The organism is Nonomuraea sp. CX421 (assembly GCF_059358955.1).
The window spans coordinates 25,440-48,696 of sequence record NZ_JCADBK010000015.1 but is presented as its reverse complement, the minus strand read 5'-3'; the positions used below and the strand labels follow the sequence as shown (position 1 = coordinate 48,696).

Below are 23,257 nucleotides of genomic sequence, written 5' to 3'. Positions count from 1 at the left end.
CGGCCACCCACCTCCGGGTGCACTACTGTCACCCTTCGTGGCACGGAGAAAGGGTCTCAATGGGTGGTGATCACGGGCACGGCGCCGGCCTGCCCGGCTCGCGGCGCGCGGTCGTGGCGACGCTCGCCGTACTGGTGCCGGTGGCGGCCCTGACGCTGGCGATGCTCGTGTGGCTCTGGCCCTCCGGTCAGCCCGCCCGGGAGCCCGCCGCCGGAGTCGAGCGCCTCACCGGGACGATCACGGCCGTGCTTCTCAAACCGTGCCCCGAGCAGTCGGCGGGCGCGCCCCGCTCCGACCCGGCCACCTGCGGCAACGCCACCGTCAAGGTGCATGACGGTCCCGACCTCGGGCGCGAGCTGACGCTGCGGCTGCCGACCGGGCCGGGCGCCCAGCGCTTCGCCGCCGGCGACGACGTGGTGCTCATCAGCGTCCAGGACGGCGAGTCGGGCGAGTCCGGCTACCAGATCTCCGACCACGACCGGTCGACGCCGCTGTGGTTGTGCGGGCTGGCCTTCGCGCTGGCGGTGATCGCCTTCGGCCGCTGGCGCGGGGTCACGGCGCTCGCCGGGCTGGCGATCACGTTCGTGCTGCTGCTCACGTTCGTCATTCCCGGCATCCTCGGCGGCGAGCCGCCCATGCTGGTGGCCATCGTGGGCGCGGCGGCGATCATGCTGACCGTCCTCTACCTGACGCACGGCTTCACGCTGACCACCTCGATGGCCGTGCTCGGCACGCTCGCCAGCCTCACGCTCACCGGACTGCTGTCCTACGCTGCCATCGGGTTCGCCCGGCTCAGCGGCATCACCGACGACAGCTCGTTCACGCTGGACCTCAGCCTGTCCATCGACACCCAGGGGCTGCTGCTGGCCAGCATCATCATCGGCGCGCTGGGCGTGCTGGACGACGTCACGGTCACGCAGGCGGTCACGGTCGGCGAGCTGGCCGCGGCCAACCCCTCCTACCGGTTCCGCCGCCTCTACCGGGCCGGCAGCCGGGTCGGCCGGGCGCACATCGCCTCGGTGATCAACACGATCATCCTGGCGTACGCGGGGGCGTCGCTGCCCCTGCTGCTGCTCTTCAGCGTCGGCGAGCAGCCGCTGGGCGAGGTGCTGACCACTCCGGTCATCGCCCAGGAGATCGTCCGCAGCGTGGTGGGCACGCTGGGCCTGATCTCGGCGGTGCCGATCACCACGGCCCTGGCGGCGCTGGTGGCGACGCGGCGCGACCCGGAGGAGGCGCCCCGCCGGCCCGGCGCCCACGGCGGTCAGCCGGCCTCGGCGCTGCCGCCGACCCGCAGCTTGCGGCGGGCGCGCTCGTAGAACGTGGTGCCGAGCCGCACCACCCGGGCCGCGCCGGGCAGGGCGGCGACCGTGATGCGGTCGCCCGGGCCCAGGTGCCCCAGGACGGCGCCGTCGACCTCGACGGCCAGCCGCCCGCTGCTGGGCAGCAGTTCGAGCTCCACCTGCTCGTCGGCGGGCAGCACCAGGGCCCGGTTGAAGGCCGAGTGGGCGGCGGCCGGGACGACCAGCACGGCCTCCACACGGGGTGAGACGATCGGCCCGCCGGCCGAGAAGCTGTAGGCGGTGGAGCCGGTGGAGGTGGCCACGATCACCGCGTCGGCGGCGTATCTGACGAACGGGTCGCCGCCCGGCGCGACGGAGACGACGGTCAGCCCCTCGCCGGGGATGCGGGCCAGCGCGATGTCGTTGAACGCGATCACCTGGCGGCCCTCGCGGAGCGTGGTGCGCACCGCCATGCGCGGCTCGACGGTGTAGTCGTCGGCGTCGATGGCCGTCAGGGTCGCGGGCAGGTCGCGGACGTCGATCTCGGCCAGGAAGCCGAGCCGCCCGAGGTTGACGCCGAGCACGGGCGTGGGCCGTCCGGCGATCAGCCGCATCGTGCGCAGCATGGTGCCGTCGCCGCCGAGACTCACCACCAGATCGGCCCGCTCGGCGAGCGTGGCGGCGTCGACGCCCACGGCGCTGCAGTCGATGCGGCCCACCTCCTTGGGCAGCCCGAGCACGGTGACGCCTCTCTCGCCGGCCCAGCCCACGATGGTGTCGATCGCCTCCGCCGAGTCGCGCTCCGGGTGGAGCACCAGCCCGACCGTCCCGACCATCCCCATGAGGACCACCCTACGGGGGCTCCTGCCAGGCCCTTCGCCGGAACTCTCCCGTTGCTGGGGTTTTCCGCAGGAAACTACAACAGGACGTGTCGTCCCCCAGCGAAGGAGAGGAATGTCGGGCTTGAAACGGCAACGACACTCGAGGTCCGCGAGCGACACGGATGAGACGCCGGCCGACGGGGAGGCAGCCCCCCGGGGGGTGCGTCACTCGTTCCGCGCCTTCCGGCAGCGGGACTTCACCATCTTCTGGTGTGGCGCCCTGGTCTCCAACACCGGGAGCTGGCTGAGCAACCTGGCAGTGCCGTACGTGCTCTACCAGATCACCGAGAGCGCCCTGTGGGTCGCCCTGGTGAGCGTCGCGCAGTTCCTGCCCGGCATCTTCCTGGCCCCGGCAGGCGGGTCGATCGCCGACCGCCGCAACCGCAAGCGGGTGCTGCTGTTCACGCAGTCCGGGATGGCCCTCTCGGCGCTGCTGCTGTGGGCGTGCTGGACCTCGGGGTGGCACCAGCCGGTCGTCCTGCTCCTGCTGGTCGGCGTCGGCGGCGTCTTCGCGGGCATCAACCTGCCAAGCTGGCAGTCGTTCGTCAGCGACCTGGTCCCTCGCGGTGATCTGCACTCGGCGGTGACGCTCAACTCCCTGCAGTTCAACGCCGCCCGCTCGATCGGCCCGGCGCTCGCCGGGCTGCTGCTCGCCGTGCTGGGCCCGTCGTGGACGTTCCTGCTGAACGCCGTGTCGTTCCTGTTCGTGCTCGGCGCGCTGACGCTGATCCGCACCACGCCGGCGCGGCCCGCGTACCCCGCGTCGGGAGGCGTCATCCGCCGGTTCCTCGCCGCCCTCGGCTACATCCGCCGCCGGCCGGGGCTGGTCATGGCGCTGGTGGTCTCCGTCCTGGTGGGCGTGCTGGGCAACCCGATCTTCCAGTTCACCGTGGTGTTCGCGGAGAGCGTCTTCGCGGTGGGGCCGGTCGGGCTGGGCATTCTCAACGCCGCGTTCGGGCTCGGCGCGGTCATCGCGGCGCCCCTCGTCTCGGGCTGGAACCACCAGGTGAGCCTTGGCCAGGTGGTGCGCTGGGGCCTGCTGATCTATGGCCTGGGCATCGTGGCCTTCGGCGTCGCTCCCGATTACGTGTTCGGCGTGATCGCGCTGGTGGTGGTCGGCGGGTGCTTCCTGGCGGTCGTCTCGGCGGTGAACACCTCGATGCAGGTCATCGTGGCCGACCACATGCGCGGCAGGGTGATCGCCTGCCGGATCATGTGCTACACGGCGTCCTTCCCGATCGGGGGGCTGGTCCAGGGGTTCGTCTCGGACCGGCTCGGCCCGCGCACGGCGGTCTGCTGGGCCGGGGCGCTGATGCTGGTGGCGGCCCTGCTGCTGATGCGCTGGCGGGGCGAGACCCGGCTGGCCCGTCTCGACGACCCGCACGACGACGCCCGTCTCGTCCCGGTGACCTCCTGAGACCTTGGGGCCCGCTGGGACGAGAAGTGCCGGCGGCTCCCTTGAGACGGGCGTTGACGATGGTGGCGCTGGGCCTCGTCCGTCTTCCGCGGCCGGCCCGGCAAACCCGCGGAACCCCGGAATGTACGAATTCCGGGAGGTCGCCGGGGCCTCCTGGGGCATCGAGCGGGCTTTGCCCAGGAAATCGTTCCGCGCGGGCAACGTCGTCACGACCTTGGGGCTCCAGGTGCCCTTTCCCTCCATTTACCGTGTCGCTGGCGCACCATTGATGGCACTCGGGAATCCGCGAGAACTCCCCGGATCGGGAGAACGCATTCCCGGCTCGGCATCAGTCGGCCGTCCTCGGCTCGCAAGGCCGCTGCCACCAGGGATATCCGACAATTCACTTTCAGGTGGAGAGGGGCCGGAAATAAGGCTTTGCCGCTCTCCGGAAGACCGCCGCCAGGCGCCGTGCTTACTCTGAGAAATGTTCAGCGCGCCGCATCGGCGCATCCCGGGAAAACCGATTCCGACGCTCACCCGATCCCATGCATCTGGGACTCGACAACATTCAGGGAGTGATCTCTGGTGCTCAAGCGTCTGCTCATCACCGCCACGATGGCGGGATCCACGATCGTCGCAGGAACCTTCGCGGCCATGCCGTCCAGCGCCTCCAGTTCGACCACCACGTACGCGACCGTCAGCCAGCAGGCCTCGATCACGCCGCAGAGCTCGGCTCGCAGGTGCGAGTGGCGGTGGCGCAATGGCAGAAGGTGCTACTACTGCCGCTCCCACGGTGAGTGGCGGCGCCAGTGGTGCCGCAACGGCGGCGGCGGCAGCGGCAACCGCAACGAGAACATGAACCGGAACGAGAACCTGAACCGGAACGAAAACCTCAACCGGAATCAGAACCTGAACCGGAACGAGAACATCAACCGCAACGAGAACATCAACCGCAACCAGTGATCTCACCGGGCCCTGACGAGGCCCTGCGGTGACGGTCGCCCCGCGAGGCATGCCCTCGCGGGGCGACCGCCCATTCAGGCCCGGACGCCGCCCGAGCCCGTACCTCACCTGGGCCGGCCGGACCCGTCAGCGGTCGTGGCGCAGTCCGTCCACGAGCGGGTTCGTGTGCAGGTAGAGATCACGCAACAGGCAGACCTCGGACAGGTGGTGGATCAGCTCGCGGTGGATGTGCAGCACCAGATCGGCCATGGGCAGCTCAGGAAAGGGCTCCTTGGCGCCGACCGGGACCCGCAGCCCTGTCTCGCCGAGACCGCGCACCCCGGCCAGCCAACCGTCGAGCTGGGCTTCGAGCTGGTCGAGCGCGGTGGCCGCGCTGCCGGCGTACTCCCAGGTCTCGTACGACGCCGCCGGCGCGCCGAAGTGCGCCGCGTTGCGCGCGGCGAGCACGCCGACGATGACGTGACCGAGTCGCCAGGCGATCGTGCTGAAGGCCGTGGGGACCGGCTCGGGGAAGGCGTAGTCCATGGTGAAGTCCCCGGCGCCGACCTGCACGGGCGCCTTCGAACTGCCGCGCGGCCGCACGCTCCAGGCGTCCGGCACCGGCGACCAGAAATACTCGTCGTCGGTGAGGCCGTCCAGCCGGCCTCGGAGCTGATGGTTCCAATGGAACTCCCACTGCTCGCGCAGCGTCCGGTTCCAATCGAGTTCGTCTGCGTTCATGAAGGCACCCTGACACCCCTGGCGGACAGCATCAGTCCGCTATGGGTGGCGACCTGGACGAGGCGAGCGGTGCCGAACGAGGCACGAGCGGGTGCTCACCGTACTCGCGCTGATCGTCACGGAGAAGAGCCGCAGCGCCGACTGGATGCGGCGACAGAGTTGAAGCCATACGGTCCCGGCATGCGCCGGGACCGGCGGTTGTCAGGCGATCGTGTACTGCTGGGTCATCAACAGGGGCGTCTTGCAGTCGTACTGGGTCAACTGCGTGCGGATGGCAGTGCTGCCGTCCTTCATCCTGAAGCACATGATGCTGTGCCGGGGGATCACACGGTAGTACCCGCTGTCCGTGGGCTCGAGCCGGAACTGCTGGTTGGGCGCGGCCACGAGGGTGGACGCGCAGGTCATCTGCCGGACAGGCGCGTTGAGTTCGTCCAGCTTGCCTCCCACGTCGAGGCACTTGCCGCTGGCCTGGTTGAGGATGCGGTAGAAGCCGTCGGTCGCCGGCTGGAACGTGAACCGTTGCGCTCCGGTGTTGTTGCAGGTGTACAGCTGGATCACAGTGCCGTCGCTGGTGGAGGATGACGGCACGTCCAGGCACCTGTCGGTGAACCCGCGAAGCTTGATGGCGCGCGGGCCGGTGGGCGCGGTGACCGTCGCCGGGGCGGTGTAGCCGCGGACCATCGCGATGGTCGGGTCGGAGTCCGGGAGACGGACCTGGTGCATGCACTGTTGCGCGGGATCGGCCGATCGGGCGTTGGGCGAGTAGGTCCAGATCAGCACCCCGGCCGCGCCCGACAGGAAGTCGCCATCGAACTCCCGCTTGAACATCGTGGCCCGGGTGGCCAGGGAGATGGCGCAGCCCGGTCCGGCGACGATCCCGGTTTCCCCGATGATGAACGGCTTGTTGAGCTTGTACACCGGCGTCATCGTGGGCGCGAGGTGCCGGGAGACGATCTGATCGCTGTGGTCCTGGTCGTACTCGTGCAGGCTGCCCACATCGATGTCGGGGCCACTGTGCAGGATCGCGTAGTCGGTGTATTTGTCCGGGTGGGTGTATTCGGCCATGGTGCCGGTCTCCACCAGGTGGTGGGGGTCGATGCGCTTGATGGTGGCGGCGGTGGCGTCGAAGAAGTTCTTCAACGTGGTGACGTCGAGCGCCAGTCCGTTGCCCGGCTCATTGATGAGCTCCCACATGCCGATAGCGGGTGAGTCCTTGAAGCGTGAGACCACCGTGGTCACCCAGGACAGGTAGGCCCCCTGATAGCCGGTCCGATACCAGGCCAGATCCTTGGCGGACTCGCCGCAGTCCTGCCCCTGGTTGGCCAGCGAGAAGATCAGCTTCTGGCCGTGGGCCTCGGCCGATGCGACGATCCGGTCCAGAGCCTCGACGCCGAACCACTCGAAGGCCCAGGTGCGGGTCATGGCCGCCGGTGGGAGCCCGCTGAAGTAGGCGTCGAGCTCGGCCTGGGTCCACGCGGTCCCGGTCGCGCAGCCGGTCATGCCGAAGGCGTTGAAGCCCACGAACCGGTACGGTCGCCCGTCCAGCTTCAGGTCCTTGCCTTCCCGGTGGACGAAGTTCGGGGGCACAGCGCTCGCACGGGCCTCCGCCGGCCCCGCCCAGCCGAGGGCCTGGCCGGCTAATGGACTCGCCGCCGCCATGACCAGCACCGCGAGGAAGGCCATCAGGCGGCGTATGTGCGCGGACATGGTTCTCTCCTGAAGTCCGTCAGTGATCTGACCGTCGATCATGATCACACAGCGGGTGCTTCGCGACAAACGTGTTCGTGCCGAGCCTTTCGACGGACACCAGGGTGGAGGAGGAGGCGGCTTGACCGCCGATCGCCGGGCCGCATACGCTCGGTGATGGATGGAAACGGTGTTTCGCATTCCGGAACACACCAGATGGCGGCGGAAGGAATCACGGTGCGGCCCCATGTCGAGCTGATCCAGGAAGACGACTACGTATGGCATGGCGCCGAGCTCGTGGCCGGTGAGGGGCGGGCGAGCGAGCGCCGGCTGTCCGTCGACGAGGAGGACGGCTCCTCGTCGTTGCGCGTCGACTTCCACACCGACTGGGGTCGTGGGCCGGGCATCCATCACGCCAACACCGAGTACTACGTGCTCGACGGGTCGATGACGTACGGCGGGCGCGAGATCGGCAAGGGCGGCTACGTCTACGCCCCGAAGGGGGTGCCTGCCGACGCGATCACGTTCGCCGAGGGCACCAGGATCCTGCACTACCGCGAGTACGGCGACGCCGGGTTCGACCCGGTCGAGTCGCTGGCGCACCCCCGCAGGCCGGGCGCCCGCGAGGACGTGCTCGTCATCGACAGCGAGGCCATGACCTGGGACGCGGTGCCCAACCCCGGGCCGATGCCCGGCCTGTTCATCAAGTATCTGCACGTCGATCCGGGCACCGGCTTCTACACCCGTCTGGTGCACGCCCAGGAGGGGTGGGCCGACCACCGCCTGGCCCACCACCCGTGCTACGAGGAGGCCTACACCACGCAGGGGCACATGGAGTACAACTTCGGCACCCTGGACCTCGGCACCTATTTCTTCCGCCCGGCCCGGATCAAGCACGGCCACTTCACCACCATGGAGGGCGGCACCACCTGGCTGCTGCGCTCCGACGGCGAGCTGTTCAACTGGTACACGCAGAACGAGTGGGTCCGCTGGGGCGGCGAGGCGCTGAACTACGGGCCGGGCGAGGCACCGCTGCGCTGGTCCATGTCGTCGCACGATCTCGGCTCCGGCGCCGGGCGGCGCACCAAGAAGGACATCGCCGACCTGGTGGCGGCGCTGGAGTACCAGCGCGAGCAGGGCGCGGTGGACGACGACTACACGCAGCACGGTCAGGGCACCGACCCGAGCCTGCTGGCGCTGGCCAAGGCCGTCGACGCCGCCCGGCTGCAGGGCGGTCACGGCCCTGGCCACAGCCACGAGCACGAGCACGACGACCACGGCCATGAGCACGACGTGCCCGCCGTCGACTGGGGGGTGGACCCCGCCGCGCTCGAACACGCCGACGAGCGCACCGACGCGCACGCCCACAACTGGGGTCGCGGCCGGGTCTGGAAGAGCGGCGATCCCATCCCGGCCCCCATCCTGTCGAGCCTCCCCGTCCGCAGCCGCTCGCGCGGCCGATGGGACGCCGACGGCATGTGACCGCTTCCGAGGCCTCGACCGCCCACCCCACCGGCACGAGTGCCAACCGCTCCGGAGGCGACCAGGCGGTCAGCCGTGGACGAGGTCGGCGATCGAGGCCAGGCGGGCCTCGTCGCCGGAGACCAGCATCGTGGTGACGAGCGACGACCGCCAGGCGGCGAGCTCCTCGGCGATCTTCTCGCGGGGTCCCACCAGCGCGACCTTCTCCACCATGGCCAGCGGGATCGCCGCGGCGGCCTCCGCCTTGCGCCCGCCGAGGTAGAGCTCCTGAACGTGGGCGCACTCGGCCTCGAAGCCCATGCGGGCGAACGCCTGGTAGTGGAAGTTGGCCCCCTTGGCGCCCATCCCGCCGACGTAGAGCGCGAGCATCGGCCGGACCCGGTCGGCCGCGGCCTCCACGTCGTCGTCGAGCTCGACGTTCACCCGGCAGGTCACCTCGAACGACTCCGGAGTGACCCCGCGCCGGGCGAACCCCTCCTGGAGCGCGTCACGGTAGTAGGCGTCGTCGTACGGGGAGTAGAACATCGCCAGCCAGCCGTCGGCGATCTCCGCCGCGAGCGCCACGTTCTTCGGCCCCTCTGCGGCGAGCAGGATCGGCAGGTGCGGGCGCAGCGGGTGGATCGTCGACCGCAGCGGCTTGCCGAGCCCGCTGCCGCCGGGGTGCGGCAGCCGGTAGTGCTCGCCGTCGAAGCTCACCTTCTCGCGGGCGAGCACCTGGCGCAGGATCGCGACGTACTCACGGGTGCGGGCGAGCGGCCTCGGGTACGGCTGGCCGTACCAGCCCTCGACGACCTGCGGGCCGGAGGCGCCGAGCCCGAGGACGAACCTGCCACCCGACAGGTGGTCGAGCGTCATCGCGGCCATCGCCGTGGCCACCGGGGTGCGGGCCGCCATCTGCACGATGGACGTGCCGAGCCGCATCCGCCGCGTCCCGGCGCCCAGCCAGGCGAGCGGGGTGAGCGCGTCGGAGCCGTACGCCTCGGCGGCCCACATCGAGTCGTAGCCGAGCCGTTCGGCGGCCGTGACCAGGCCGGCCAGGCCGGGCGGCGGCCCGGCTCCCCAGTAGCCCAGCGCGAGACCCAGCTTGAGGTCGCTCATGACGCGCGCTCAGCCGATCCGCTCGAAGACGGCCGCGATGCCCTGGCCGCCGCCGACGCAGAGCGTGGCCAGGCCGTAGCGCTGCTCGCGGCGGTGCAGCTCCCTGGCCAGGGCACCGACCATGCGCGTGCCGGTGGCGCCGACCGGGTGGCCGAGGGAGATGCCGGATCCGCGCGGGTTGACGCGGTCGAGGTCCTTCTCACCGAAGCCCCACTCGCGGGTCACGGCGAGGGCCTGCGCCGCGAACGCCTCGTTCAGCTCGATGAGGTCGATGTCCGCCAGTTCGACGCCCGCGCGGGCGAGGGCTTTCGCGGTGGCCGGGACCGGGCCGATGCCCATGCGGTGCGGCTCGACGCCCGCGACCGCCGAGGACACCAGCCGCACCAGCGGACGCAGCCCCAGGGCCTCGGCCCGCTCGGACGTCGTGACGACGCACAGGGCGGCGGCGTCGTTCTGGCCGCTGGCGTTGCCGGCGGTCACCGTCGCCTCGGGGTCGGCCGCCGCCCGGATGGGGCGCAGGCGGGCCAGCGCCTCGATCGTGGTGTCGGCGCGCGGGTGCTCGTCGCGGTCGACGACCACGTCGCCGCCCTTGGCGGGCACGGTCACCGGGACGATCTCCTCGGCCGACCTGCCGTCGCGCTGCGCCTCGACGGCCCGCGCGTGGGACAGCACCGCGAGGGCGTCCTGCTCGGCGCGCGGGATCGCGTACTCGCGGCGGAGGTTCTCGGCTGTCTCCAGCATGCCGCCGGGGACGGGGTGGCGGCGCCCGCCCGCGGTGACCCGGCCGCGTTCGAGGCTGTCGTGGAAGACGACTCCGCCTTGGCCGGCGCCCCACCGCACGTCGCGGGAGAAGTGGGCGGCGTTGCTCATGCTCTCGGCGCCGCCGGCGATCACCAACTCGGCGTCCCCGGACGTGACCTGCCGGGCGGCGTACAGGATGGACTGCAGGCCGGAGCCGCAGCGGCGGTCGATGGTGAGGCCGGGCACGGTGATCGGCAGGCCGGCGTCCAGCGCCACGACGCGCCCGAGGGCCGGGGCCTCGCTCGTCGGGTAGCAGTGCCCGAGGACGACGTCGTCGATCACGTCCGGCTCGATGCCCGTGCGGGCGAGCAGGCCGCGCAGCGCCTGCGCGCCGAGCTCGGCCACGGGCACCGCCTTGAGCGATCCGCCGTAACGGCCGATCGGGGTACGCACGGGCTCACAGATCACAGCGTCACGCACAGTGCACTCCTGGTCGATGGGGTACGGCGATCACATCGATCGCCCGCCGGTCACCTCGATGACCGTGCCGGTGAGGTAGCTGGCCAGGTCGGAGGCGAGGAAGAGCACGACCGCCGCGACCTCCTCGGGCTCGCCGGCGCGGCCGAGCGGGATCTCGGCCATCTTGGTGTCCCAGATCCGCTGTGGCATGGCCTCGGTCATCGGGGTGCGGATGAGTCCCGGCTGGACCGCGTTGACGCGCACGCCGCGCGGCGCGAGCTCCTTGGCGGCGGCCTTGGTCATGCCGACGATGCCCGCCTTGGCGGCCGAGTAGTTGGTCTGGCCGATGTTGCCGACCTTGGCCGACAGGGACGACATGTTGACGATCGCCCCGCGCCCCTGCTCGCGCATGATCGGGGCCGCCGCGCGCAGCCCGTGCCAGCAGCCTTTGAGGTGTACGCCGACGACGTCGTCGAACTGCTGCTCGGTCATCTTCCGCAGGGTGGCGTCGCGGGTGATGCCGGCGTTGTTGACCAGCACGTCGAGGGAGCCGAAGGAGTCGACGGCGGTCGCCATCAGCCGGTCGACGTGCTCGCCGTCGCGGACGTCGCAGACCGACGCGGCGGCGACCTCGGCCCCGCCCAGCTCCTCGACGGCTGCGGCGAGCCGGGCCTGGTCGAGGTCGCCGAGGACGACGCGGGCGCCCTGCGCCACGAACGTCCGCGCGATGGCCAGGCCGATGCCCTGGGCGCCGCCCGTGACGACGGCGGTGCGGCCGTCGAGCAGCCTGCCCACATCGTGGCCCGCGCTCAGGCCGCCCGGTGCCGGGCCACCTGGTGTCGGGCTGCCAGCGGTCGGGCCGGTCATCGGCGGGCCGCCGCGGCGCGGAGGAGCTGCCTGGCGATGATGACCTTCTGGACCTCGCTGGTGCCCTCGTAGATGCGGTAGAGGCGGGCGTCGCGGTAGAAGCGCTCGACCGGCACCCCGTGGATGTAGCCGCTGCCGCCGTGGATCTGCACCGCCCGGTCGGCGACGCGGCCGACCATCTCGCTGCAGAAGAGCTTGGCGCTCGACGGCGCGATGCGGCGGTCGCTGCCGTCGTCGTAGGCCTCGGCGGCGGCCAGGACCAGGGCCCTGCCGGCCAGCAGGTCGGTCTGCGACTCCGCGAGCATGGCCTGGACCTGCTGGAACTCGCCGATGACGGTGCCGCCCTGCTTCGCGGTGGCGGCGTACGAGACGCTCTCCTCGACCAGCCGGCCGGCCATGCCGACGCAGCAGGCGGCGATGTGCAGGCGGCCCTTGGCCAGGGAACGCATCGCGGCGGCGAAGCCCTCGCTCTCGACCTCGCCGACGAGGCGGGAGGCGGGCACCCGGACGTCGTCGAAGAAGATCTCGGCGGTGGTGGAGCCGCGCTGGCCCATCTTCTTGTCGCGCGGCCCCACGGTCACGCCGGGCGCGTCGGTGTCGACCACGAAGACGGAGATGCCCTCGGCGCCGGGGCCGCCGGTGCGGGCGAAGACCATGAGGATGTCGGACCAGCCGGCGTTGGTGATGAAGCGCTTCTGGCCGTTGATGACGTAGTCGCCGCCGTCGGCGACGGCGCTCGTGCGCAGGCCGCTGGGATCGGAGCCGGCCTCGGCCTCGGTCAGCGCGAAGGCCGCCACGCACTCGCCGGCGGCCATCCTGGGCAGGAACTCCCGCTTCTGCCGCTCGGTGCCGAAGTTGACCAGCACCTGCCCGGCGATGCCGTTGTTGGTGCCGAACATCGAGCGGAAGGCCGGGGTCGTGTAGCCGAGCTCCATCGCCAGCCGGGCGTCCTGCAGGGCGGTGAAGCCCAGCCCGCCGTACTCCTCCGGCAGCGCGTAGCCGAACAGGCCCATCGCGGCCGCGTCGCGGCGGATCGCCTCGGGGATCTCGTCGGCCTCCTCGATGAGGTCCTCGGCGGGGACGACCACCTCACGCACGAAACTCCGGACTGTGTCGAGCACGGAGGCGAACTCTCCGCTGTCCATCCACGCCCCTTCCCTGAGGCCACCCTGTTAGTTAATAATAGTAATCATAGCATAGATGAGATTTTGAGCCTCGAATCCAGGGAGTGGGGCGGGCATGAACGGCTACCTCGATCCCGAGCTCGCCGAGCTCGCCCGGTCGCTGGTCCCGACCGACATCGGCGACCCGGTGGCGGCGCGCGAGCGGCTGGTTCGGGCCCGCGCCGCCCGCCCCGGGTTCGTGACGCCCCCTGGCCTGGTCCGGGGCGACCTGACCGTGCCCGCCGACGGCTCGCGCCCGGCGGTCCGCTGCCTGACCTTCCGGCCCGGCGCGGGGGCCGATACGCGTCCCGACGCCCGGCCAGAGGCACGCGCCGACGCCCGGCCAGGCGGGCGGGCCGATACGCGGGCCGACGTACGGTCGGGCGCGCGCGCCGACACACCGGAAGACGGGCGGGCCCGCGCACCGGAGGGCCTGCGCGCGGCGATCGTCTATCTGCACGGCGGGGGGTTCGTCATGGGCGACGCCGACGGCGATCCCGTGCTGCCGGCGCGGCTGGCCGAGGCCACCGGCGCTCTCGTGCTGTCGGTCGACTACCGGCTCGCCCCCGAACACCCCTACCCGGCGGCCGTGGAAGACGGGTGGGCCGTGCTGCGCCACCTGACCGAGCACGCCGCCGGCCTCGGCGTCGACCCGGCGCGGGTCGCCGTGGCGGGAGCGAGCGCCGGCGCCTGCCTCGCCGCCGCCCTCGCCCTGAGGGCACGCGACGAGGGTGGCCCGCGGATCGCCGCCCAGCTGCTCGACATCCCCGTGCTGGACGACCGGGCGATCACGCCGTCGTCGCGGCTGACGGACAGCCCGATGTGGAACCGCGCGAACCTGCTCGACAGCTGGCGTCACTACCTTCGCGACCTCCCACCGGACCAGGCGATCTCACCGTACGCCGCGCCCGCCCGGGCCGCCGATCTGTCCGGGCTGCCACCAGCGTACGTCTCGGTGTGCTCGCTGGATCCGCTGCGCGACGAGGGCATCGCCTACGCGCAACGACTCACCGACGCGGGGGTTCCCACCGAGCTGCGGCTCTACCCGGGCACCTTCCACGGCGCGGTCAGCACCTTCCCGGACACCTCCGTCACCCGGCACGCCCGCGCGGACCTCCTCGCGGCGGCCCGCCGCCTGCTGTCCGCGACGTGACCGCCCGCCCAGGCACCAGCCCGTACGAACAGAAGGAGCGACGATGACCACGTCCCGGCCGCCCACCAGCGCCGCCGCCGCCGAACCGGACGGACCTGGCGGGCCGTACGGCGATCCGCTGGACGCGGTGCGGGGGATCGTGCCGCTCGTGGTCGAGCGGGCCGAGCAGGCGGAGCGTGACGTCCGCGTCGACGACGAGGTCATGGAGCGGCTCGTCGCGGCGGGCACGATGATGCTGATGGCGCCGCGCGACTACGGCGGCGCCGAGGCCGAGCCGTCGGTCCTCATCGACGTCGTCCAGGAGCTGTCCCGGGCCGACGGCTCGACGGGCTGGGCGGTGATGGCGAGCATGAGCGGCACCGGCACGATGCTGACCCTGCTGCCCGAGGAGGGCGCCCGCGCGATCGCCGGGAGCCCGAACCCGATGTGCGCCGGCCAGGCTCCCCCGGCGGGCACCGCGCGGCGCGTGCCGGGCGGGTTCGAGGTGCGGGGCCGGTTCTCGTTCGCGAGCGGGTCGGCGCACGCCGGCTGGTTCCTCGGCGGCTACCGCGTCCTCGACGAGTCGGGCGAGCCGGTGCTGGACGCCGACGGCCGGCCGTCGACCGCGATCGGCGTCGTCCCGCGCGCCGGGGTCGAGCTGCTCGGCGGCTGGGACGTCATGGGGCTGGTCGCCACCGGCAGCTACGACTACGAGGTCGTGCCGCAGGTCGTCGAGGAGCACTTCCTGCGGGTCGACGGCATGGACGCGCTGCGCGGCGGCCCCCTCTACACGATGGGCCTGAAGTCGCTGCCGGGAGTGGGCCACGCCGCCTTCGCGCTCGGAGTGGCACAGCGGGCCCTGGAGGAGTTCGCCGTGCTGGCGGCCGTGAAGAAGCGGCCTCCGTCGGGCCCGCTGAACGGGAACGTCGCCGTGCAGCGGGACGTCGCGCAGTGGACAGCGCGCCACCGCGCGGCCCGCGCGTTCACGCACGACGCGTTCACCCGGCTCTACCAGGTCGCGCGCGACGGCGGCGAGCGGACCCCTGAGCTGCAGGCGGACTGCCGGGTGGCCGCCACGCACGCCGTCTACACGGCCGCCGAGATCACCCGCGAGGTCTACCTGGCCTCCGGCAGCGAGGGGCTGCGCGACGGCCACGCCATCCAGCGCTGTTTCCGCGACGCCCACGCCGCCAGCCAGCATCTGTTCACCGCCGAGCACACCTACGTCGACGCCGGCCGGATCTACCTCGGCACCCCGGGGCTGACGCCGCGGCACACCGAGGTCATGACCTACACGTTCGCGCCCCCGCTGCCGGCCTGACCGCGGCCCGCGCCGGGGGTCACCGGCCCATGCAGGCGTCCTTGATCCGTTCCAGGTCGTCGATCTCGCCGACCGGCGAGCTGACCACGACCTTGCCGATGTCGATCACCGTCACGTGGTCGGCGACGTCCACGGCCGCCTCGACGGCCTGCTCGACGAGCAGGATGGCCAGGCCGGAGTCCTTGAGCGCCGAGACGCGCGCCATGACCTCGGCCACGACCGACGGCGCGAGGCCGCCCGACGGCTCGTCCAGCATGAGCAGGCGCGGCTTGGCCATCAGGGCCTGGCCGATGGCCACCATCTGCTGCTGGCCGCCGGACAGCGATCCGGCCGGGTCGTCGCGCTTGTCGTGCAGGATCGGGAAGAGCTCATAGATCCTGTCGAGCTCGTTCTCCAGCGCCCTGCGGCGGAGTTTCAGGCTGTAGCCGCCCAGCAGCAGGTTCTCGCGGACGGTCTGCGTGCGGAAGACGCGCTTGCCCTCCTGGACGTAGCTCACGCCGAGGGCGACCCGGCCGTGGGCGGCGACGCTCTCCAGCGACCGGCCGTCGTAGGTCATCGTGCCGCCGTGCACCGGGTTGAGCCCGGCGACGGCCCGCAGCGAGGTGGTCTTGCCGGAGCCGTTGCGGCCCAGCAGGACGGTGATGCGACCGGGCCAGACCTGGAACGAGACGTCCCAGACGGCGCGCAGGTCTCCGTAGCCGGTCGCCAGGTGCTCGACCGTGAGCAGGGGGTCGGTCATGGGGTCTCCTGTCGGGCCGCGGGCTCGGTCGCCGAGTCGTCCGGTCGCACGTCGGCGTCACTGGCGCCCAGGTACTCGTCACGGACGCGGGGATCGTTCGCGATGTCGGACGGCGTGCCGGAGGCCAGCACCGAGCCGCGTGCCAGGACCACGATCTCGTCGGCCAGTGACAGCACCAGGCCGAAGTTGTGCTCGACCAGGATGATGGTGCAGCCGGCGTCGCGGATCCGGCGGATCACCCCGGCCAGGGTCTCGACCTCGCCCTCGTCCAGGCCGGACGCCGCCTCGTCGAGGAGCAGCACCTTGGGCTCGGCCACCAGCGCGCGGGCGACCTCCAGCATCCGCCGCATGCCGAGCGGCAGCGTGGCCGCCTCGGTGTCGGCCACGTCCTCCAGGCCGACCAGCCTGAGCATCTCGTCGGCCCGCTGCCGGTCGCGCCGCTGGATGGCACGGAACCGGGGGGTGCGCAGGATCGCGCCCGCGAACGACGTGCCCTCGACCGTGTAGCGGCCGGAGGCCACGACGTCGCGGACGGTGATGCCCGGCGGGATCAGCGGGGTCTGGAACGTCCTGGCCACGCCCAGCCGGGCGATGCGGTGGGTCGCCGCCGTCCGGATCGGGGTGCCGTCCAGGGTGATCTCGCCCGCGTCGCGGCGGTAGTAGCCGCAGACGAGGTTGAGCAGGGTCGTCTTGCCGGATCCGTTGGGGCCGATCAGCGCCGTGACGCGTCCGGGTTCGGCGCGCAGCGACACGTCGGTGAGCACCTGGTTGCCGCCGAAGGCCTTGGACACGCCGGTGGCGTCGAGCAGGCCGCCTTCGATGCGGTGGATGGCCTCACCGTCGCCCGCCTTCGACGGCCCGCGACCGGCGAGGCCGGCGGCCCGGTCGAGGCGGGCGACGAAGGTGCGGGCCACTCCGGCGACTCCGCCGCTCATCAGGACGCCGCCGATGAGCAGGAACAGCCCGAAGAAGACCAGCGAGTACTCCTGGAAGCTGTCGGACTGGGAGCTGGCGTACTCCACGACCGCGGCGCCGAGCACGGCGCCGTAGACGCTGACCGATCCGCCCAGGATGGAGGCGGCCAGCGCGCCCGTCGCGACGTGGAAGCCGAACGCCTCCAGGGACACGAACAGGTCGAGGTTCGCGAAGAGCGCGCCGGCCAGACCGGCCGGGATGGCGCCGGTCGCGTAGCCGCTGAGCTTGACCCGGAAGACGGACATGCCCACCGAGGAGGCCAGCACCGGGCTCTGCTTGAGCACCTGGAACGCGATGCCGTGACGGGACGCGATGATGTTGCGGAACGCCGCGAACCACAGGATCGTCACGGTCACGACGGTGAGGTAGAAGTGGGTCGGCGTGAGCTCGAACCCGAGCAGGGTGGCGCCGGGGATCCCCGACAGGCCCAGCTGACCGCCGGTGTGCTCTTCGAAGATCGACACGATGTCGGGCACCAGCAGGACGAGGAAGAACGACGTCATGGCCAGTGACCAGGAGCCCAGGCGCAGGCCGGGGATGCCGGTGACGATCCCGACGACCAGGGCCGCGAGGCCGGCGGCGAGCAGCTGGACCAGGATGTCCGTCACGCCCGCCACCGCGATGATGCCCGCGGTGTAGGCGCCGGCCGCGTACATGGCCACCTGGCCGATCGCGAGCTGGCCGGCGTAGCCGAGGGAGAGGTTGAGCCCGCTGACGATGAGCGCGAGGATGAGCGTCAGCTCCACCTGCCTGGTCACCGAATATCCGGGCTGCAGGGCGGGGAGCACCAGGAGGAACACTCCCAGCGTCGCGGGATAGACCCACGACGGCACCGCCCTGAGCGTCTTCCACCAGTTCACCGTCGTCAAACCGTCCGTTCCTGTGTCTGGCCGAACAAGCCCGTCGGGCGGAGCATCAGCACGAGGATGAGGATCAGGAAGACACTCAGGTTGCTGAACTCCGAGCCGAGATAGCGGGCGGCGTGCTCCTCGACCAGGCCGACCACGAAGCCGCCGACCAGGCCGCCGTAGAAGCTGCCGAACCCGCCGATGGCGAGGGCGACGAAGCCCTTGAGGGCGAGCGCCGACCCGAGCGTGGCCACGGCGAAGGTCTTGGGCCCGATGAAGAAGCCCATCAGCCCGGCGAGCAGGCCGGTGATGGCGAACGCGGCGAACGCGAGCTTGCGCACGTTGATCCCGCGCAGCACCGCCGCCTCGTCGTCCTGTGACATGGCGACGATCGCCAGGCCGCTCATCATCCGGCGGTTGTAGAAGTGGATGACGGCGACGAGCACGACGGACAGCACGATCAGGCCGAGCTCGAAGGAGTAGAGACGGCCGCCGAAGAGGGTCATCGCCTCCTTGGCGCCGAAGAACGGGACGTCCAGCGGCTGCGACCCCCAGATGAGCTGGGCCAGGCCGGTGAGCACGGTGCCGAAGCCGAGCGTCGTGATCAGCTGGGTCTGGTGGTCGGCGACCGGGCGGACGGCGACCCTCTCCAGGATCGCCGCCACGAGCATGACCACGACCATCGCCAGCGCGACGACGACGATCGCGGGCAGTCCGAGGGTCACATGGCCGGTGTACGCGACGAAGGCGCCGATCATCATCAGCTGGGCCTGCGCGAAGTTGAACGAGCGCGACGCCACGAAGACGATGTTGTAGCCGATCGCCACCAGCGCGTACACCGCGCCAAGCGACAGTCCTGCGTAGATGAGCGTCATTTCGCTAATTTCCCGGCGAGCCCAGCTGGCCGTTCACGATGGGACCCGGTGCGGCGAAGGAGTGCGTGTCGATCGGGAGCTTCGGCTCGTGCGAGTCGGCCGAGTACGGGTAGGTCGCGTAGATCGCGGTGCCGGCGCCCTCGGTGACCTTCGAGTCCTCCAGCGCCTTGGCCATGGCCGCCGGGTCGGTGCTGCCGGCGCTCTTGGCCGCGGCCGCGATGAGCAGGATCGCGTCGTAGCTGAGGCAGTTGTTCATCGACCCGTTGATCTTGCCGATCGACGTCATCGCCTTGACGGCCTTGTTGGTGGCCTCGGCCGCCGGGTCGTACACCGTGCTCTTGGTGACCTCGAGCGTGAGGTTCTTCAGGTCCGGCGAGCCGAGCAGGCCCACGGGCGGCTCCTGCGTGATCAGCGGTGTGGAGGACACCGAGGTGTCGCCCAGCAGCGGGACGTCCCAGCCGAGCTTGGTGATGCCCTTGAGGACGTAGCCGGCCGGGGCTCCGTAGGCGTTGAAGACGACCACGTCGGGGGCGGCGTCGCGCAGGGTGGAGATCTGGGCGGTCATGTCGAGCGCGGCCGAGTCGTACTCGACGGCGACGACGTCGTAGCCGGCCTTCTTGAAGGTGGTCTCGGACAGCTCGCCGAACGTCTTGGCGTAGGCGGAGTTGCCGTGCAGGATGCCGATCTTCTTGTAGCCCTTGGCCTCGAACTCCGGCAGGTAGCCGTCGACCACCACCTGGGGCGAGGCGGCCAGGTTGAACGCCAGCGGGTGCTGCTTGGGGTCCGCGGTCGCCGGGATGTTGGCGGCGTTCATGAAGAGGATCTTGTTCTGGTTGAGGATCGGCGCGACGGCGGCGCTGACGTTGGAGCCGGCGCCGACGATGTAGGCGTCGGGCTTCTTCTTCGCGATCTGCGCCCGCAGCGCGCTCAGCGCCTTCGTCGGGTTGGCGTTGTCGGGCGATTCGAGGAGCTGCACCTGGCGTCCGTTGACGCCGCCGGCCTCGTTGACCGTCGCGACTCCCGCCTTCGCCGAGACCAGGGCGGTCAGCAGCTGGTCGGTGACCGGCCCGGCGTCGGCGCCCGCGCTCATCATGATGACGAAGGGTTCGTTCGCCTCCGTCGCTCCCCCGTCGTCCGACGTACCGCATGCGGAGAGCACCAGCGTCGCGGCGGCGAGCAGCGCCGCCCACCGAGCCTGTCGAGCCTTCATCGGATCCTGCCCATCTTTACTATGATTGAATCCTATAAACCATAGGCTGGCATGTGTGAGGCCCCGGTGGCAATGTGTCGGCCGATAATTTCGCGGTCGATCACCAGGTCAACCGGGAGTCAGGCGCGTGGTCTGCTCGGCGACGGCGACCAGCGAGGTCCCTTCCGACCACATGACGACTCTGCCGACGGCGGTGCGCCCGGCGCAGGCCACCAGGCTCACCTCCAGCAGGATCCACTCCGCCACCGGCCCGCCCAGCACCCGCAGCGAGGCGCTGACCGTGGCGACCCGGGTCAGTGCGGGAAAGGCCCGGCGCAGCAGGTAGGGCACGTGGTCGCTGACCACCGCCAGCCGCACCTCACCGGCCAGGTCGCAGCGCACGCGGGCCCACAGCAGCGCCGTCCCGGCGAGGCCCGTTCCGGCCTCCTCGCGGGCGAGGCGCACGTCGAGCAGGCCCGCCGTCGAGGTGCCGGGGCCCGACAGGTACGAGCGCTCGGGGCAGTTCTCAGGGGGCGGGACGCGGGGCGGCCCTCCGGCGTGCGCCACGGGCCCCGTCTCCGGTCCGGCCACCGCCGTACCGGTGAGGACCGTCCGCCCGCCCGCCACGGCGTCGAGCCGGTGGTGCCCCAGCGACCGGCCCGCCGCGAGCAGCTCGCAGGACACCGCCAGCCGGCTGCCCTCGGCGACCGGACGCAGAAAACTCACGGACAGGTCGCTCAGCCGGCCGCCCGCCGACCGCTGGGCGACGTCGGTGAGCAGGCCGAGCCCCCAGCCGCCGAAGAGTACGCCGTGCGCGCAGATCTCGGCGCCCACCGTCACGGCGGCGCCGGGATCGAGGCCGCCAAGAGGCCAGCCGGGGCTGCTCACGGCGTCGCCCGGCCGCCGCCGCGAACCCCGCCCGCGTCTCCGCCCGCGTCTCCGCCCGCGTCTCCGGGCGTGTCTCCGGGCGCGTCTCCGGGCGTGTCTCCGGGCGCGACGGGCGCGACGGGCGCGACGGGCGCGACGGGCGCGCGCAGCTCGCCCTTCAGCACCTTGCCGCTGGCGTTGCGCGGCAGCGTGGCGACGAACTCGACGATCCGCGGCACCTTGAAGTTCGCCATCCGTTCGCGCGCCCAGACGATGATCTCTCCGGCGTCGGCCTCGGCGTCCCTGCGCGGCACGACGTAGGCCTTGGGCACCTCCCCCAGCCGTTCGTCCGGCACGCCGACGACGGCGACCTCGACGATCGCCGGATGGCGGGCGAGGACCTGCTCCACCTCGGCCGGCGACACGTTGAACCCGCCCACGAAGAACAGGTCCTTGAGCCGGTCGGTGATCTTGAGGTTGCCGTCCGCGTCGAGCGTCCCGATGTCGCCGGAGCGCAGCCAGCCGTCGGCGTCGATCGCCTCCTCGGTGGCCGCCGGGTCCTCCCAGTAGCCGGGCGTGACGTTGGCGCCGCGGATCAGCACCTCCCCCGGTTCGCCGGGAGGAAGGTCCCGGCCGCGAGGGTCGACAATCCGGAGCTCGACGCCCGGCAGGGCCCGGCCGTTGCTGCGGGCGATCACGTCCGCCGAGTCGCCCGCGCGGCACATGGTGGCCGTGCCGAAGCACTCCGTCATCCCGTACGCGGTGATGAAGTGCTCGAACGGCAGCTCCGAGCGCGCGCGCTCGACCAGCGCCACCGGCACGACCGCCGCCCCGGTGGCGGCCACCCGCAGCGAGCCGAGATCGTAGGCCTCCCGCTCGGAGCTCTCCAGCAGCGAGTAGTAGATCGTGGGCGAGCCGTTCATGACCGAGACGCCGTGCGCCTCGATGAGCCGCATCGCCTCGACCGGGTCGAAGACCGCCATCGGCACGACGGTCAGGCCGTGCAGGAGGCTGGTGATCATCCCGGCCTTGTTGCCGCCCGTGTGGAAGAACGGCAGTGTGACCAGGTAGCGGTCGCCGGGCCGCAACCCCCAGATCTGGCCGTACGTCCGGTAGAGGTCCAGCGAGGGGCCGTGCGGGATCGTCACCCCCTTGGCCCGCCCGGTGGTGCCCGAGGTGAAGATGATCTCCGCCAGGTCGTCCGGCTGCACCGCCAGCGCCGCCTCCCGGGCCGCGTCGGCGGGCACCCGCTCGCCGCGCGCGAGGAAGGCGTCCCAGCCGAGCAGGCCCGGGTCGCCCGGCACGCCCGCGCCCAGCATGTCCACCACGAGGAGATCGTCCAGGGAGCCGCCGTTCTCCTCTCCCGGCTCGCGGACGACTCCGGCGTAGTCGTAGCCGAGGAAGCCGCCATCGACGAGAACCGCCTTCGCGCGTACCCGGGCCAGGATCTCGCGGGCCTCGGCGCCGCGGTAGCGGGTGTTGACGGGGACGACGGTCGCGCCGGCGCAGTGCAGGCCGAGCGACGCGACGATCCAGCGGTGCGAGTTGGGCGCCCACAGGCTCACCCGGTCGCCGCGTCCGATGCCGAGCGCGATGGCGGCGCGGGCGACCTTCAGGGCCGCGTCCAGCAGCTCGCGGAAGGTCAGCTCGGTCTCGCCGTCGACGACGGCGAGCCGGTCGCCGAAGCGTTCGGCGCTGCCCATCAGCACCCGGGGGATGGTCCGCTCCGCGCTCATCGGCCGGCGAACTTCGGCTCGCGCTTCTCGACGAAGGCGCTGAGCCCCTCGCGGAAGTCCTGGCTGCGTGAGGAGATCTCCAGCGAGTACGCCTCGGCGGGCAACTGCTCGCGCAGGGCGGCGTCGGCGGCCTGGTTGATCAGGGCCTTGGTGAGGCCGAGCGCGACCGTCGGCCCGGCGGCCAGCCGGGCGGCGAGCGCGCCGGCCGCCTCACCCGCCTCGCCCGGTCCGGTGACCTCGTGGACGACGCCCCACTCGTGCGCGGTGGAGGCGTCGAGGCGCTCGCCGAGCATGAGCAGCCGACGGGCCCGCAGCGGCCCGACCGCCCGGGTGGTCAGCCAGGTCGCGCCGCTGTCCGGCGTCATCCCCCGGGTGACGAACGGCTGCCAGAAGGTGGCCGTGGAGTCGGCGACCACGAAGTCGGCGGCGAGCGCGAGCTGGAACCCGATGCCGACCGCGTAGCCCGTCACCGCGCACACGACCGGGATCTGCAGCTCACAGAGCTGCGGGATCAGCCGGTGGGCCTGGGAGGGCAGCCGGCGTTGGATCGCTCCCGGCCGGGGGCGCGTGCCCTGGCCGGCGTTGCGCCCGACGATGTCGAAGCCGCTGCAGAAGTCGCCGCCCGCTCCGGACAGGAGCACGGCGCGCACCCGCTCGTCGTTCTGGGCGAGCTCGAAAGCGTCGACGAGCGCGCGCAACGATCGGTCGTCCAGCGCGTTGCGCCGGCGCGGATCGTTCAGGCGCAGCGTCAGGACGCCGCCGGTCAGGTCGATGTCGACTCCGCCGACGGCCGGGTACTCACTCAGCATGCAAGCATTATAAAGATGGACTCT

Annotated in this window: 20 protein-coding genes; 6 read left to right on the top strand and 14 right to left on the bottom strand. The window is 71.7% G+C overall.

Annotation, left to right across the window (positions count from 1 at the left end; all coding sequences use genetic code 11):
* Positions 1–59 precede the first annotated feature (59 nt).
* The gene (locus tag AC5L3X_RS25080) at positions 60–1,319 is read left to right on the top strand and encodes a YibE/F family protein (RefSeq protein WP_494860031.1); all 1,260 of its coding nucleotides are present in this window, start codon (positions 60–62) and stop codon (positions 1,317–1,319) included.
* On the opposite strand, the gene AC5L3X_RS25075 is transcribed toward AC5L3X_RS25080, so the two are convergent.
* Complete coding sequence (locus AC5L3X_RS25075; RefSeq protein ID WP_494860030.1) at positions 1,265–2,125, bottom strand: NAD(+)/NADH kinase; 861 nt, start codon at positions 2,123–2,125, stop codon at positions 1,265–1,267. The two genes, AC5L3X_RS25080 and AC5L3X_RS25075, sit on opposite strands and share 55 nt — an antisense overlap.
* A gap of 199 nt (positions 2,126–2,324) precedes the next feature.
* Between AC5L3X_RS25075 and AC5L3X_RS25070 the strand changes: the two genes are divergently transcribed.
* Together AC5L3X_RS25070 and AC5L3X_RS25065 are read left to right on the top strand one after the other, a co-directional pair.
* The gene (locus tag AC5L3X_RS25070) at positions 2,325–3,581 is read left to right on the top strand and encodes an MFS transporter (protein WP_494860029.1); all 1,257 of its coding nucleotides are present in this window, start codon (positions 2,325–2,327) and stop codon (positions 3,579–3,581) included.
* A gap of 567 nt (positions 3,582–4,148) precedes the next feature.
* Positions 4,149–4,526 carry a hypothetical protein gene (locus AC5L3X_RS25065; RefSeq protein ID WP_189125298.1) on the top strand — a complete coding sequence of 126 codons (378 nt, stop codon included), beginning with the start codon at positions 4,149–4,151 and terminating at the stop codon, positions 4,524–4,526.
* Between the two features lie 126 nt (positions 4,527–4,652).
* Here AC5L3X_RS25065 and AC5L3X_RS25060 read toward each other — a convergent pair whose 3' ends face one another.
* Both AC5L3X_RS25060 and AC5L3X_RS25055 read right to left on the bottom strand, forming a co-directional pair.
* Positions 4,653–5,246, bottom strand: a complete 594-nt coding sequence (locus AC5L3X_RS25060) for a DinB family protein (RefSeq protein WP_494860027.1) — start codon at positions 5,244–5,246, stop codon at positions 4,653–4,655.
* A 201-nt stretch (positions 5,247–5,447) separates the two neighbouring features.
* Positions 5,448–6,953 (bottom strand): RICIN domain-containing protein, encoded by a 1,506-nt coding sequence (locus tag AC5L3X_RS25055; RefSeq protein WP_494860026.1) that lies wholly within the window; start codon positions 6,951–6,953, stop codon positions 5,448–5,450.
* Between the two features lie 216 nt (positions 6,954–7,169).
* Between AC5L3X_RS25055 and AC5L3X_RS25050 the strand changes: the two genes are divergently transcribed.
* The gene (locus AC5L3X_RS25050) at positions 7,170–8,414 is read left to right on the top strand and encodes a DUF4437 domain-containing protein (protein ID WP_494860025.1); all 1,245 of its coding nucleotides are present in this window, start codon (positions 7,170–7,172) and stop codon (positions 8,412–8,414) included.
* Between the two features lie 69 nt (positions 8,415–8,483).
* Here AC5L3X_RS25050 and AC5L3X_RS25045 read toward each other — a convergent pair whose 3' ends face one another.
* The 4 genes from AC5L3X_RS25045 to AC5L3X_RS25030 are packed head-to-tail and all read right to left on the bottom strand — an operon-like array spanning position 8,484 to position 12,724.
* Positions 8,484–9,512, bottom strand: coding sequence for an LLM class F420-dependent oxidoreductase (locus tag AC5L3X_RS25045; RefSeq protein ID WP_494860024.1), 1,029 nt, complete (start codon positions 9,510–9,512; stop codon positions 8,484–8,486).
* A gap of 9 nt (positions 9,513–9,521) precedes the next feature.
* Positions 9,522–10,733, bottom strand: a complete 1,212-nt coding sequence (locus AC5L3X_RS25040; RefSeq protein WP_189128954.1) for an acetyl-CoA C-acetyltransferase — start codon at positions 10,731–10,733, stop codon at positions 9,522–9,524.
* A 30-nt stretch (positions 10,734–10,763) separates the two neighbouring features.
* A complete protein-coding gene (gene fabG, locus AC5L3X_RS25035) occupies positions 10,764–11,579 on the bottom strand; it encodes a 3-oxoacyl-ACP reductase FabG (protein WP_494860022.1) in 816 nt (271 codons plus the stop codon).
* Complete coding sequence (locus AC5L3X_RS25030; RefSeq protein WP_494860021.1) at positions 11,576–12,724, bottom strand: acyl-CoA dehydrogenase family protein; 1,149 nt, start codon at positions 12,722–12,724, stop codon at positions 11,576–11,578. The genes fabG and AC5L3X_RS25030 overlap by 4 nt, the downstream gene beginning before the upstream one ends.
* A 94-nt stretch (positions 12,725–12,818) precedes the next feature.
* Between AC5L3X_RS25030 and AC5L3X_RS25025 the strand changes: the two genes are divergently transcribed.
* Both AC5L3X_RS25025 and AC5L3X_RS25020 read left to right on the top strand, forming a co-directional pair.
* Positions 12,819–13,895, top strand: coding sequence for an alpha/beta hydrolase (locus AC5L3X_RS25025; protein WP_494860019.1), 1,077 nt, complete (start codon positions 12,819–12,821; stop codon positions 13,893–13,895).
* Between the two features lie 43 nt (positions 13,896–13,938).
* On the top strand, positions 13,939–15,195 hold the full coding sequence (locus AC5L3X_RS25020; protein ID WP_494860018.1) for an acyl-CoA dehydrogenase family protein: 1,257 nt from the start codon (positions 13,939–13,941) through the stop codon (positions 15,193–15,195).
* Between the two features lie 19 nt (positions 15,196–15,214).
* Here the strand turns inward: AC5L3X_RS25020 and AC5L3X_RS25015 are convergent, their stop codons facing one another.
* The 7 genes from AC5L3X_RS25015 to AC5L3X_RS24985 form a co-directional block, all read right to left on the bottom strand.
* Positions 15,215–15,934 (bottom strand): ABC transporter ATP-binding protein, encoded by a 720-nt coding sequence (locus AC5L3X_RS25015; RefSeq protein ID WP_189128958.1) that lies wholly within the window; start codon positions 15,932–15,934, stop codon positions 15,215–15,217.
* The gene (locus AC5L3X_RS25010; RefSeq protein ID WP_494860016.1) at positions 15,931–17,769 is read right to left on the bottom strand and encodes a branched-chain amino acid ABC transporter ATP-binding protein/permease; all 1,839 of its coding nucleotides are present in this window, start codon (positions 17,767–17,769) and stop codon (positions 15,931–15,933) included. The genes AC5L3X_RS25015 and AC5L3X_RS25010 overlap by 4 nt, the downstream gene beginning before the upstream one ends.
* 5 nt (positions 17,770–17,774) lie before the next feature.
* Positions 17,775–18,632: a branched-chain amino acid ABC transporter permease gene (locus AC5L3X_RS25005; RefSeq protein ID WP_494860014.1), complete on the bottom strand. Its 858-nt coding sequence runs from the start codon at positions 18,630–18,632 to the stop codon at positions 17,775–17,777.
* A gap of 4 nt (positions 18,633–18,636) precedes the next feature.
* The gene (locus tag AC5L3X_RS25000) at positions 18,637–19,842 is read right to left on the bottom strand and encodes an ABC transporter substrate-binding protein (RefSeq protein WP_494860012.1); all 1,206 of its coding nucleotides are present in this window, start codon (positions 19,840–19,842) and stop codon (positions 18,637–18,639) included.
* Between the two features lie 108 nt (positions 19,843–19,950).
* Positions 19,951–20,709: an acyl-CoA thioesterase domain-containing protein gene (locus AC5L3X_RS24995; RefSeq protein WP_494860010.1), complete on the bottom strand. Its 759-nt coding sequence runs from the start codon at positions 20,707–20,709 to the stop codon at positions 19,951–19,953.
* Entirely contained in the window at positions 20,706–22,424 is a 1,719-nt protein-coding gene (locus tag AC5L3X_RS24990) for a FadD3 family acyl-CoA ligase (protein ID WP_494860008.1), read from the bottom strand. Before AC5L3X_RS24990 ends, AC5L3X_RS24995 begins: the two co-directional genes overlap by 4 nt.
* The gene (locus AC5L3X_RS24985; RefSeq protein WP_189128964.1) at positions 22,421–23,233 is read right to left on the bottom strand and encodes an enoyl-CoA hydratase/isomerase family protein; all 813 of its coding nucleotides are present in this window, start codon (positions 23,231–23,233) and stop codon (positions 22,421–22,423) included. The genes AC5L3X_RS24990 and AC5L3X_RS24985 overlap by 4 nt, the downstream gene beginning before the upstream one ends.
* Positions 23,234–23,257: the final 24 nt, after the last annotated feature.

Coding starts and splice junctions, on each gene's coding strand:
- fabG (WP_494860022.1), bottom strand. CDS start 11,579: ATGACCGGCCCGACCGCTGGCAGCCCGACACCAGGTGGCCCGGCACCG.
- AC5L3X_RS25075 (WP_494860030.1), bottom strand. CDS start 2,125: ATGGGGATGGTCGGGACGGTCGGGCTGGTGCTCCACCCGGAGCGCGAC.
- AC5L3X_RS25020 (WP_494860018.1), top strand. CDS start 13,939: ATGACCACGTCCCGGCCGCCCACCAGCGCCGCCGCCGCCGAACCGGAC.
- AC5L3X_RS25060 (WP_494860027.1), bottom strand. CDS start 5,246: ATGAACGCAGACGAACTCGATTGGAACCGGACGCTGCGCGAGCAGTGG.
- AC5L3X_RS25015 (WP_189128958.1), bottom strand. CDS start 15,934: ATGACCGACCCCCTGCTCACGGTCGAGCACCTGGCGACCGGCTACGGA.
- AC5L3X_RS24985 (WP_189128964.1), bottom strand. CDS start 23,233: ATGCTGAGTGAGTACCCGGCCGTCGGCGGAGTCGACATCGACCTGACC.
- AC5L3X_RS25025 (WP_494860019.1), top strand. CDS start 12,819: ATGAACGGCTACCTCGATCCCGAGCTCGCCGAGCTCGCCCGGTCGCTG.
- AC5L3X_RS25080 (WP_494860031.1), top strand. CDS start 60: ATGGGTGGTGATCACGGGCACGGCGCCGGCCTGCCCGGCTCGCGGCGC.
- AC5L3X_RS25005 (WP_494860014.1), bottom strand. CDS start 18,632: ATGACGCTCATCTACGCAGGACTGTCGCTTGGCGCGGTGTACGCGCTG.
- AC5L3X_RS25055 (WP_494860026.1), bottom strand. CDS start 6,953: ATGTCCGCGCACATACGCCGCCTGATGGCCTTCCTCGCGGTGCTGGTC.
- AC5L3X_RS25030 (WP_494860021.1), bottom strand. CDS start 12,724: ATGGACAGCGGAGAGTTCGCCTCCGTGCTCGACACAGTCCGGAGTTTC.
- AC5L3X_RS25045 (WP_494860024.1), bottom strand. CDS start 9,512: ATGAGCGACCTCAAGCTGGGTCTCGCGCTGGGCTACTGGGGAGCCGGG.
- AC5L3X_RS25000 (WP_494860012.1), bottom strand. CDS start 19,842: ATGAAGGCTCGACAGGCTCGGTGGGCGGCGCTGCTCGCCGCCGCGACG.
- AC5L3X_RS24990 (WP_494860008.1), bottom strand. CDS start 22,424: ATGAGCGCGGAGCGGACCATCCCCCGGGTGCTGATGGGCAGCGCCGAA.